This is a genomic window from Acinetobacter sp. Ac8 (assembly GCF_055392545.1).
The window spans coordinates 674,186-686,462 of sequence record NZ_AP043689.1 but is presented as its reverse complement, the minus strand read 5'-3'; the positions used below and the strand labels follow the sequence as shown (position 1 = coordinate 686,462).

Annotated in this window: 10 protein-coding genes; 4 read left to right on the top strand and 6 right to left on the bottom strand. The window is 38.4% G+C overall.

Translation table 11 applies throughout. The features are described 5' to 3' along the window. Positions 1–296 precede the first annotated feature (296 nt). Positions 297–2,099, top strand: a complete 1,803-nt coding sequence (locus tag ACZ5QH_RS03265; protein WP_034610112.1) for an acyl-CoA dehydrogenase C-terminal domain-containing protein — start codon at positions 297–299, stop codon at positions 2,097–2,099. Between the two features lie 192 nt (positions 2,100–2,291). Then, entirely contained in the window at positions 2,292–4,073 is a 1,782-nt protein-coding gene (locus ACZ5QH_RS03260) for an acyl-CoA dehydrogenase C-terminal domain-containing protein (protein WP_004723090.1), read from the top strand. A 221-nt stretch (positions 4,074–4,294) separates the two neighbouring features. Here the strand turns inward: ACZ5QH_RS03260 and ACZ5QH_RS03255 are convergent, their stop codons facing one another. Both ACZ5QH_RS03255 and ACZ5QH_RS03250 read right to left on the bottom strand, forming a co-directional pair. After that, positions 4,295–4,921: an FMN-binding negative transcriptional regulator gene (locus tag ACZ5QH_RS03255; RefSeq protein WP_303576740.1), complete on the bottom strand. Its 627-nt coding sequence runs from the start codon at positions 4,919–4,921 to the stop codon at positions 4,295–4,297. 10 nt (positions 4,922–4,931) lie between these two features. Beyond that, positions 4,932–5,345, bottom strand: coding sequence for an ADP-ribosylation/crystallin J1 (locus tag ACZ5QH_RS03250; RefSeq protein WP_096733164.1), 414 nt, complete (start codon positions 5,343–5,345; stop codon positions 4,932–4,934). Between the two features lie 175 nt (positions 5,346–5,520). On the opposite strand from ACZ5QH_RS03250, the gene ACZ5QH_RS03245 reads away from it, so the two are divergent. Next, positions 5,521–6,015 carry a phosphate-starvation-inducible protein PsiE gene (locus ACZ5QH_RS03245; RefSeq protein ID WP_004723097.1) on the top strand — a complete coding sequence of 165 codons (495 nt, stop codon included), beginning with the start codon at positions 5,521–5,523 and terminating at the stop codon, positions 6,013–6,015. 155 nt (positions 6,016–6,170) lie between these two features. Here ACZ5QH_RS03245 and ACZ5QH_RS03240 read toward each other — a convergent pair whose 3' ends face one another. Then, positions 6,171–6,668 carry an RcnB family protein gene (locus tag ACZ5QH_RS03240; RefSeq protein WP_303576739.1) on the bottom strand — a complete coding sequence of 166 codons (498 nt, stop codon included), beginning with the start codon at positions 6,666–6,668 and terminating at the stop codon, positions 6,171–6,173. Between the two features lie 169 nt (positions 6,669–6,837). Between ACZ5QH_RS03240 and ACZ5QH_RS03235 the strand changes: the two genes are divergently transcribed. Continuing rightward, the gene (locus tag ACZ5QH_RS03235; RefSeq protein WP_096733160.1) at positions 6,838–7,287 is read left to right on the top strand and encodes a hypothetical protein; all 450 of its coding nucleotides are present in this window, start codon (positions 6,838–6,840) and stop codon (positions 7,285–7,287) included. Between the two features lie 133 nt (positions 7,288–7,420). Here the strand turns inward: ACZ5QH_RS03235 and ACZ5QH_RS03230 are convergent, their stop codons facing one another. The 3 genes from ACZ5QH_RS03230 to ACZ5QH_RS03220 form a co-directional block, all read right to left on the bottom strand. Further along, the gene (locus ACZ5QH_RS03230; protein ID WP_303576738.1) at positions 7,421–8,884 is read right to left on the bottom strand and encodes a phospholipase D family protein; all 1,464 of its coding nucleotides are present in this window, start codon (positions 8,882–8,884) and stop codon (positions 7,421–7,423) included. Positions 8,885–9,234: 350 nt separating this feature from the next. Continuing rightward, positions 9,235–11,328, bottom strand: coding sequence for a zinc piracy TonB-dependent receptor ZnuD (gene znuD / locus ACZ5QH_RS03225; RefSeq protein ID WP_303576737.1), 2,094 nt, complete (start codon positions 11,326–11,328; stop codon positions 9,235–9,237). A gap of 113 nt (positions 11,329–11,441) precedes the next feature. Continuing rightward, the gene (locus ACZ5QH_RS03220; RefSeq protein ID WP_303576736.1) at positions 11,442–12,263 is read right to left on the bottom strand and encodes an O-antigen ligase family protein; all 822 of its coding nucleotides are present in this window, start codon (positions 12,261–12,263) and stop codon (positions 11,442–11,444) included. Positions 12,264–12,277: the final 14 nt, after the last annotated feature.

The window sequence follows — 12,277 nt, the reverse complement described above, 5'->3', positions numbered from 1 at the left end:
TGAAAATATAAATGGCATTTCCGTCATATTTTGACTGCCATTTTATTAGACACAAGTTTTTACGATTTTGACTATTTGTATCCTTATTTTTCAATGAAAAGTGTTTACACTCAATGCACTTACAGCTTTCAAGCCTTTTTTCTTTGACTTTACAGTCACAGAGAAATAACCATGAAATACTTGTACGTCACTATAAGATGTTGCACGATGTAGCGGAACAAATATGTGTCATAGAAGACACACGTCGTATTTATGAAGATTATAAATCTGGTTTAACCAGTATTGAGGAAACCGATATGCCACAATACAAAGCACCCTTACGTGATATGCACTTCGTTTTGCATGAATTATTAAATGCTGAAGAACATTACGCGAAACTCCCTGCATTCCAAGAAACCGTAAGCCGTGAATTGATTGATCAATATTTAGAAGCTGGCGCGGATTTCTGTGAAAATGAATTATCTCCACTTAACCAAATCGGTGACAGTGAAGGCTGTAAATGGAATGATGGTGTAGTGACTACACCTACAGGCTTTAAAGCAGCCTATGACAAATATGTAGAATTAGGCTTCCCTTCTCTTTCAGTTCCAGAAGAACATGGCGGTCAAGGTTTACCTGGTTCTTTAGCAACAGCTATTTCCGAAATGGTAGGTGCAGCAAACTGGGCATGGGGTATGTACCCTGGTCTTTCACATGGTGCGGTTCGTACAATCGAGCATCATGGTTCTGCTGAGCAAAAAGCAACATATTTACCTAAACTTGTTTCAGGTGAATGGACTGGTACTATGTGCCTAACAGAATCTCATGCAGGCTCTGACTTAGGGATTATCCGTTCTAAAGCTGAACCACAAGCAGATGGTAGCTATGCAATCTCTGGCGAGAAAATCTTTATCTCTGCTGGTGAACACGATATGGCGGAGAACATCGTTCACATCGTTTTGGCGCGTTTACCAGGTGCTCCTAAAGGCACTAAAGGTATCTCGTTATTCATCGTACCTAAGTTCAATGTAAATGCAGACGGCTCTATTGCAGACCGTAATGCAGTTCGTTGTGGTTCAATCGAACACAAAATGGGTATCCACGGCAACGCAACTTGTGTGATCAATTTTGATAACGCAAAAGGTTTCTTGATTGGACCTGAAAACCGTGGTTTACATGCAATGTTTACCTTCATGAACACTGCACGTATTGGTACTGCTGTTCAAGGTTTAACAGCATCTGAATCTTCTTTCCAAGGTGCACTTGCATATGCGAAAGATCGTTTGGCAATGCGTTCACTTTCTGGTCCTAAAGCACCAGAGAAAGAAGCTGATCCGATCATTGTTCACCCAGCTGTACGTAACATGTTGATGACACAAAAAGCCTTTGCTGAAGGTGGTCGTGCATTGGTTTACTTCTTATCTCAATATGCAGATATCGTAGAGCAAGGTGTCACCGAAGAAGATCGTAAATTTGCCGACAATATCTTGTCATTATTGACACCGATTGCAAAAGCATTCTTAACTGAGACAGGTTCTGAATCAGCGAAGCATGGTGTACAAGTATTTGGTGGTCACGGCTTTATTTCTGAACATGGTATGGAGCAAATTGTACGTGATACACGTATCTCTTGCTTATACGAAGGTACAACTGAAATCCAAGCACTTGATTTGTTAGGCCGTAAAGTATTAGGTACGCAAGGTGCGATGTTGAAAGACTTCACCAAGATCATCCATAAATTTGCAGAAGCAAACAAAGACAATGCTGACCTGAAAGAATTTGTTGAACCACTTGCTGCTCTTAACAAAGAGTGGGGTGATTTAACCATGCAAATCGGTATGAAAGCTATGCAAAATCCAGATGAAGTAGGCGCAGCTGCGGTTGACTACCTATATTTCTCTGGTTATGTAACGCTTGCATTCTTATGGGCTCGCATGGCGCTTGTTGCTCAACAAAAACTTGCTGAAGGCTCTACTGAAACTGGCTTCTATAATGCAAAAATTAAGACTGCTCGTTTCTACTTCAAGAAAATCTTACCACGCGTTCGTTCACATGTTGATGTGATCGCGGGTGGCTTAGATCCATTGATGTCACTAGATGCTGAAGACTTTGCATTCTAAGTAGAATGCCGAGCTAGGTATTTAAAAAACTGTACTCAAGAGTGCAGAAATAGAGAAAGGACGGTCATAGCTTTGGCAGTCCTTTTTCTTTATAAATAGAGCGTTATTTACTTAGACCATCTAACAACATACATGCTTGTTGGTTAAACTGATCTAAGTCTACAGATTCAAACAATAAACAGGTGAACGAACATGCCAATTTATAATGCGCCACTTGCAGATATGAAATTCATTCTGAATGACGTTTTCAATGCAGAGCAATTCTGGCAAGCCAACGAAAAGCTTGCACATGTTGATGCGGCAACGGCTGAAGCAATTTTAGAAGAAATGGCTAAATTTGCACAAAATGTTACGCTTCCTTTAAACCGTACAGGTGATGAAGAAGGCGCTCATTATGAAAATGGCAAAGTCACGACACCTGCTGGTTTTAAAGAAGCATTCCAACAATACGCTGAAGGCGGTTGGATTGGCCTAGGTGCTGAAGAGGAATGGGGCGGTCAAGCAATGCCAAAAATGCTGACTGTACTTGCAGATGAAATGTTATTTGCTACCAACCCATCATTCATGCTCTACCCGCTTCTCTCTGTTGGTGCGGGTATGGCGTTAAATAGCTATGCATCTCAAGAACAGAAAGAAACCTATTTACCTAAAATCTATTCAGGTGAATGGTCTGGTACGATGTGTTTAACTGAACCTCATGCAGGTACAGATTTAGGGATCATCAAAACTAAAGCTGAACCTAATCAAGATGGTACATATAACATTACTGGTACTAAAATCTTTATTACTGGTGGTGATCACGATCTTGCTGACAACATCATTCACCTTGTTTTAGCAAAAACACCTGATGCACCTGCGGGTTCACGTGGGATCTCACTCTTTATCGTGCCTAAATTCCTCGTCAATGCTGACGGCTCATTAGGCGAACGTAATACAGCGGGTCCTGGTTCAATTGAACACAAAATGGGAATCAAAGCGTCTGCAACATGTGTCATGAACTTTGATGCAGCCAAAGGTTTCCTTGTTGGTAAAGAAAATGAAGGGCTTGCAGCTATGTTCGTGATGATGAATTACGAACGTTTGTCGATGGGTATTCAAGGCCTAGGTGCTTCTGAATATGCATACCAAAATGCAGCACAGTATGCGACTGATCGTGTACAAGGCCGTAGTGCGACAGGTGTTAAATCTCCAAACAAACCTGCTGACAGCATCCTTGTACATGGTGATGTGCGTCGTATGTTACTCAATGCACGTGCCAACAATGAAGCTTCTCGTGCATTTGCTGTTTACGTTGGTCAACAGCTCGACATTACTAAATTTTCAACTGATCCTGAAGCTGTAGCGAAGGCAAATAATCGTGTTGCATTATTGACGCCAATTGCCAAAGCCTATTTAACAGACACCGCGTTTAATGCTGCAATCGATGCGCAAATGGTGTTTGGTGGTCATGGCTATATTCGTGAATGGGGCATGGAACAATGTGTGCGTGACTTACGTATCGCGCAAATCTATGAAGGTACCAACGGCGTTCAGTCACAAGATTTAATTGGTCGTAAAACAATTAAATGTAATGGTGAATTCATTGCTGAATATATTGAAGAGATCCGTGATTTTGCCAATGGTCTAGATACCGACTTAAACTTCATTAAAGATGCGACTTTAGATATTGCAACTGAAGTAGATATGATTACGCAGCATATTTTAGAACGTGCAAAAGAAAATGCTGATTTCGCAAATGCTGCGGCAGTAGAGTATCTGCATGTTGTTGGCTTATTAAGCTTCTCTTATATGTTTGCTCGTATTGCCAATGCTGCAAAAAATAAGCAAGGTCAATTCTACCAAGACAAACTTGCATTGACTCATTACTTCATCCAACGCCTCTTGCCTGATTTAAATGCACGTGTTGCTAAAATCAAAGCAGGTGCAGAAGTTATTATGAATTTCAGCGAAGATTATTTTACGAATCAGGCTTAATTTCATCATCAATTGAAATAAGACATAAAACGCCCGATGATTCGGGCGTTTTTTTTATTTACAACTGATGCTTTTTTTAGAACACCTACTGATCTATTCTCTTGAACGTCATAAAGCAGTTATGTTTGCTTTTCTGCACATCTTAAAATCAATGATAGTGCAATTATATCGTCTGGCTACAAAAGTTGATCGCAATATAAATCAAGTTACATCAGATAATCTTACTTTGGATAAAACTTCCGAATCGATTCAGCCATCTCTGGAGATTGGTTTTGCAAAGCATTTGCCGCACTTGTGGCATCCACAGCGCTGCGATTTTGACTGACTTTAAATTTCCCTACAATTGAATCTATTTCGATTTCAATCGCCACAATTTTTTCTAGTTGCTCTTCGATATAATCATTGGGCGCATCTCCCATTTTCCAAGGTAGCGCCTGTGGTGCTTCATGTTGTCGAGTCAATCGTGCCAAAATACCCCGCAAATATTTTTCATCATCTATTTTTCGAATTGTTCCCTTCACATGCACAACACGATAGTTCCATGTCGGTACTTCCCGATGATGCTCAAATTTTCCTGGATACCAATTCGGTGAAATATAACTTTGTTCAGCATGGAAAATCACATAAGCCGATTGAATCTGTTCTAACACGTTCAATAAAGGATTGACTTTGGCGATATGCCCACGTAACAATCCAGACTTGCCAGCTGAACGATCCAATTCAAAAGGAATATGATTCGCTTCAATTTCACCATCATAGATAACCATCAAACTTCCCAATGGATTCTTTTCAATTAAATCGAAAAGTTCAGGGAGATTCTCTTGTTTAAAATGAGTAGGAAGATACATGTTTTATTTCCTAATACTCTTTCGAGCCATCTGGACTGGTTTTAAATATTTCAGGTAATTCAGCATTTTCAGTAAAAGCTTCACCTTTAAAAATATTAACCACTTCAATGTTGCCTATAATTTGCTGATTAAACTCATCTAATCGCTCAGCGGGAATCCATAACTCCTGACAAAAGTCATCACCAACCGTATGTATTTCAAACTGAGCCAGATATTCATCACTTAGTTCAAAACGAGTGACATAACCAATATAACCACTTGCTTGATCTTTGGTATTCCAGTCCAAAGCAATTTTTTCAGCATATTTCTGATTTAAAACAGGATAGAAAATAGGTTGCCAATACAATCTTGGTGGGAAATTTTTAAAGCCACTCTTTTCAATCAATTGATATTCAAAAAGCCCAATTGGTCGGTACAAATACATTGTTATTCCTTTAATTGTATTGAAAATAATCTATCTATAGCTTAATCAAAGGAAATGATCAATTTCTTAATTAAATCGTTGTGATTTATTCACTATAAACATTTCACTTTTTTTTCATGTGCATGAAATTTGCATAGTGTTTAATCGTAAATAACACAGGCAAATGGAGGATGTTATGAATAAAGATCCACGTATAGAAAAAATAGAAAACCTCCTCGATAAATTGGGCAATATTGCAGTAGAAGCATTTCATTATATTGCGCTGTTTATCATTGGCTGTATGATCGCTTGGTCAGCGGTACATACAATTATTGAAATTTTAACTGTTAAACAATACGCCAGTATTGACGATATTTTATTGTTATTCATCTATTTGGAATTAGGCGCGATGGTGGGGATCTATTTTAAGACCAACCACATGCCTGTACGTTTCTTAATTTATATCGCAATCACCGCACTCACGCGATTACTAATTTCAGATATACAGCATGACCATAAAGCAGATATGGATTTAGTGATTATTACGGGATCGGTTTTAATTTTAGCCATTGCAATTTTGATCGTGAGATATGCATCTTGGACATATCCTTCTGTCATTCGCGATAAGCATACTGAAAAATCATTGCCCCATGGCAAAACACCACGACCAGAAGACGATGAACTGGCTTAGTCTCTTGTCTTGATTCATACGCTTGCCCTTCTCCCTAAGCAAAATCAAAGTAATACTGTATTAAAATCTAAGACAAACTGGAGAAGGGACTTTTTTAATGTGTTGAAAATTTAATACGCATTGCTATTGATCATGATGATGCTTTTAAATCACGTTCAGCGCTCATTGGGCACTTGTAAATAACGACCATTCTGGAAAATCCAATGCATATCAACCTGCGGATCAGGTAAACCATAACGGCGCCAATCACTGATCAACGTGTATTGCGAACTTTCTATATGACCGCCCTCCCCATTTACATAACCATAACTGCTACCTGAATACTCCGTCCGAGTTGGAAACTGGTGATTATAAATAATCGTCACACCATTTTGTGGTGGGTAACTTGGATGTGGACCATTGGGATGCGGATAGGGCCTATTCGGATAACTTGGGTACGTTGGATAGGGATGCTGGTATTGAGGTCGAACAGGAATCTCCTGTGACATTTGGCGGCCATATTGATCTGTATATTTATAGGTCGTTGTTGGATATTTCTTTTGAGGCCGCTCAACACTGCGATAATTCGCCCAATCTTTAGCGTCTGCCCATGTCATTGTTGAAGTTGCTGAAAGCATCAACATCAAGACACTTAAACTGAGTATCTGTTTCATTTCAACCTCCAAACTTGAACGTATACACAACAGCTTAATATATCATTCAAGATAAATAATGGATGAATTACAGTCAAAATTTAATCTTCTTTATTGTTTATACATCAACTTGGGTAAATTCTGACATCAATCTGATAAAATATAATTTTAATCTGATGAGTGCTGTATTGTGGCTGAACTGAGCTTTGACCGTTTACATCAATTTTTTTGCAAAATCCCAAGTGTGCAAGAGGCATTTATTGATAGCTATGGTTCAGATGGCAAACAAGCATGGTGGTTTAAATTTCAAATCAATATTGACCACCCTTTAGCATGGCAAACTGTACAAGAACTTGGTCACGTTCTAAATTATATTTCTAAAAATGAACGCCTTCCGACTCAGTTTTTACCCGTTTCTCCTCCTCCGTATATGAATGGTGAAGCGAAACAATTTTTAGCTTGGGTGATTCAATGTAACCATGCAGATTTTTCGCCCGATGTGGTGTGTGACTGGTTAGAGGCACGTTTACCAAAACCCGTAGATGATGAAAGCAAATGGAAAATCAAAACTGATTTACATGAGTTAGATCATATTTCAAATAAAGATTTGGATGAGTTAGTTCCACCAAATCCTCAGTAATTTAATCTAAATAAATTTCAAAAACCTAGAATTATGCAGTAAGAAGCTCAAATATCGACTTGAGCTTCTTAATCACTTATATTTTTAATTTATTTTGCAAATACAGTACTTCTGCTTTCAAACAATTGAAATACTAAAACGTCGACAAACCACTCCATTCCATAAAACGGTAAATCCCGTATTTAAGTTTTGATTCATCAGCGTATTTGCTGTAATCCACACTCATTTGACGCCCATTTAAGTTTGACCAAGCCGTATTAAAATACTGTTCAGCATTGATAAAGACTTGTTGTTGTGGATTGCCAACCACGCGTAAATCAGTTTCCAAATTATAATTTTTTAAATTACGTGCGGTAAAGTTGGCAGAACCTAAAATCATTTCTGCAGATTGCGCATTATGCTTTACGATCATCTTACTATGGCATTGCTCACCTTGGGTATTACACCAACGCACATCAATTCCTGCGTCATTTAACTCTGAAGCCACTTGACGGTTTGGGATACCATTTTTTTGACGACCAAATGCATCTTTATTCGGATCAAGCAAAATACGTAATTTCACTCCACGTTGCTTGGCTGCAACTAAACCTTTAACAATTTGGCGCTCTGACAAATAGAACATGGCTAAATCAATTTGATCATTGGCTTTTGCTGACGCCAACATATTTAAGACTGCATCATAAATTGCTTTTTCAGTGAGTACTTGAACCTGAGGATTATTTGGATTTTCAGGTAGTTTGCCAAATGCAACAAAAGGCGTATCACCTCCCGACATATGCGCGACGGTTTGTTCAGTATTTAAAATATCTGTCGCAGTTGCACCGTCAACCATTAATGCGATATTGGAGTGACGTGAGCTACCATCATGAGGATTGGCAGATGTGACGATGGTTTTCCAACCTTCCGCTGTATCGACCACAATGGTTTTACGATGATTGGCTTTAAAATTAAATAAATTTAAATAACTGCGGACTGTAATTTTTTCTTTACCAAATGGATTATTCAGCCAGCCTTTATTTGGGTTATTGCCAATATCCTGACAGCATAAATACCATATCCCAGACCAAGTAGGATTAGATGCGCGGAGTGGTGTTAAATTCGTTTCAATCACGTCAATACCGCCTAAACGTAATTGACGATATTGTTCAGGCTGAATTCCACCATAAACAGAATTGATTGGATCGGTAATAAACTTAATTTCTAAGCTTGGGTTTACAATTTTTTCATTAATCAAGGCTTGGGTTAATTGCTTGGTTAATTCTCGTTGCTGAACTTTAGAATCGCCGACTTCACTGTTAAATAGAAACATATCAATCACAATGGTGGTCTTGGCTTGCTTAATCAGCTGTAACACCTGATCAAAGATATGTTGATCAAGTTGCTGCTTCCCTTGCGCATCAATATAGGTTTCATCGGCAATAAATTTTACATTGGCGTGACGCAATGGTCCGGTAAAATTCAGCCCTTTAGGAAGCGGTTTATAAACATGATAAATCGCAGATGAGAGATATCCTAAGGCCAATATGCCGATAATAATGCCGAAATAACGACGTTTTGACCAATTCAGTTTGTTTTGAATTTTATTGAAGATACGCATAAGAAAAGACCTAGACCAATTTAGGGTCTGTCAACATTTCATATATAACTTGCGTTGTCGGCTAAAATTGAGCAAACAAGGCATGAAATGAAGAGAATAGCGAGACTATTTTCAAGTTTCATAACGATGTTTGAGATAATTTTAACCACAACCCTTGAGGGACTAGAGTGTTTTTTGATGCTACATCGTTATGACCTACTCATTTAGATCACTAAATTTCATAGCTCATGCCTTGTATCCTCTAAAAAACACTCGTTGTCGCAAATACAGATGAAGTATTGGCAGACCCTTAGAGCCTAGGTCGAATTCCTTTATTTTTCAATAACGATTTGGTGAATGATTGCAAATAATTAGAACTTATAGTCCATACCTATGACAAAGTTACGTCCAATTTGTGGAATATTCGATAAGAAAGAAGTGTGTTCATAAATCTTCTCGTCCAACAGGTTGTTGGCTTTAAAGAATACTTTCGCTTCTTGTTTGTTGGCCAAAGGATATTGATAAGCAACGCCTAGATTCACCATGTTATAACCTTTGGTTTCTTGTTCATAAGACGCAAATTTATCTTGATTAAACACATGTGAATATTCTGCTGAACCAGACCAACGCTCATCAAACTCAGCATTTATACGAGCGCCTAAACGACCAGCAGGAACACGCGGTGCATTTTCATCTTCAATTTTACCGCGTACATAGTCGCCAAATAGACTGGTTTTATACACATCATTCCACTGATAAGCGACTTCACCTTCTGTCCCATAGAACTTGGCTTTATCTTGACTATATTTGATCAAACGGAAGTTTTCGTATTGATCCAAAGTTTTGGCATAAATGTAGTTATCAAACCAATTTTGATAGACATGTACATGATAGCTCAACTTGTCATTGTCATAATGAAGACCTAATTCCACATTATTTGACTTCTCTTTATTTAAGTCTTGATTGCCCAATTCATAGGTGTTGGTCGCGTAATGCTTTCCATCAGCATAAAGTTCTTGCGCTAAAGGCAATCGCTCTTGATGAGAACCTGTTAAAGAGAGCGTGTAATTTGGTGCAAATGCCCAATTCACAGCACCAGAATATGAGAATGCATTACCATCAAAGTCTTTTTGAGCTGAATCGACATCCACTGTTTGATGATCAAAACGAGTCCCTAATTCCACATGAAAATCACCAAATTGGCGATGCTCTAAGCCAAATACACTATATTTTTGGGTTTTATTTGGCGCAAGAACCGCTTCTTCACCTGTGATATCTAATTTTTGCTGGCTGGCTTGGACACCCCACACACCTTCCCAAGCAGCAATCGGATTGTGTAACAACTCAACACGACCTTCATAACCTTTGCTCTTGAAGGTTGTCATTGCTGTACTTCCTTCAATTTCATCATGTTGATAGTCGGTATAACTTGCTTGTGCACGAAGTTTTTTAAAGCCAGCAAAAGGTTCATTGAGCTCAGAACGAAAATCATAACGTTCTGTTTTCATATCAATCCATGGCCCTGCTTCAGCGTGATCATGGTCTTCTTCACCATGATCATGACCAGAATGATCGTCATCATCGTGCCCACCACAATGCAGTGATAAGCCATGTAAATGGCATGACTCATATTCATGGCTATGCCCAGGTAAACCGTATTGATCTTGGCGATTGCTATAAGACACACCTGCAAAACCACGTTCACCGATCCAAGATAAGCCCACATTTACATTTTCAGACTCTGAAAATGTATTGCCAACTCGACGCTCTTTCGTACTATGTGCATGATCACCATGCTCTTCTGTTACGATATAGTTCGGGGTAATGTAATCATTGGCGTCACGTTTTAAGCCTTCTACACGTAATGCAACATTTGAACCTAATCCAACAGTCACCCCAGCATGTGCCATTTTTTCGTCGTTGCCCGTGTTATAACGCAGACCAACATTGCCTTCATAACCATTTTCAGGCATCGCTGTCGGAATCTTGCTGTCAACCACATTGACTAAGCCACCCACAGACCCAGCCCCATATAATAATGTTGATGGTCCTCGAATGACTTCAATTTTTTGTGCCAACTGCGGATCTACAGTGACGGCATGGTCGGGTGACAAACTTGAAACATCCATTGTCTCTGTTGCATTCTGAGTCACTTTAACCCGTGCCCCCTCTTGCCCACGAATTACAGGGCGACTAGAACCCGCCCCAAAGGTATTGGAATAGACCCCTAATTCATCTTTGAGTGCTTCACCTAAAGTCGTGCCCGCCTGTTGTAGTTTTTCACGTGAAACAGTTTCATCTGCAACGCCAAAATCTTGACTTGAACGGACCAAGGGATGTCCAACAACGGTAATGGTTTCTAATTGTTGTGGATTTTTTTCAGTATTGGTTTGATCTTCAGCCCAAATAGAAGTTGAAATAACTGCAGAAATGGAAAGTGTTAGGGCACTTTTGGTAAAGGACATGCGATTGCTCTCAAAGCTCAATATTTTTGAATTATGTTATATTATAACATTTCAATATTTTTGCAATAAAAAAAGGAAATCAAAACTGATTTCCTTTGCATTTAAAATTAAATTTATTTTGTTTTCATAAGCTTATTAATCAAAATAAAGCTCATAAGAGAAGCAGTCACCCAATAGAACACATAGGTCGTATTTTGAAAAAATAAATAATATTCCGTAAGACCGCTACACATATAATAGATTACGAACACTGTACCAGTGATTGCTAAGTTTTGAATTAGCAAATTTTTAGCAAAGATATGCTTTATAAAAAAAACCAAAGCAGTCAAAAATGTCATCAATAAACCAATAAATCCAATCAAACCATTTGCTGCTAATTCATGGAAGTAGATGCTATGCATGTGCTGAAAACAATGTGGTAAATCGCCTCGTTCATATAAACGGCAATTATCAGCTTCTATTTCATACATCCCGATTCCTGTGAAAGGTGAGGTTTTAAACATTTCCACTGAATTATTCCAAAGGAATAATCTAATTCCCGAACTATTTTGATAATTATTATTACGAATATTGAGTGAATCAGATTGAAAGTTTTCAACTCTTTTTAGCAGTGGTGAATTTGGAATAGCCATATTTATGCCAATAAAACAAACAACCAAACCCAGCATCAAAATGATTTTTTTTAATTGAGTTTTAGTATAGAAAAGAACTAAAAAGCCCAATACAAATAGCAACCCCAGCCATGCTCCTCTAGTGCCATGAAGGATTAAAAGAAACATACAGAGTAAGCTGGTCACCAAATATAAATAAGATTGTTTACCTTTTAAATAAAATGAATAACATAGCAAAAGTATTGTGAGCGAAATAAAGCCGATATCATAACTAATCACTGGATTAAAGAAAATACTAAACAGGCCGCGATCAAACTGTAACATTACCCCCCAATACA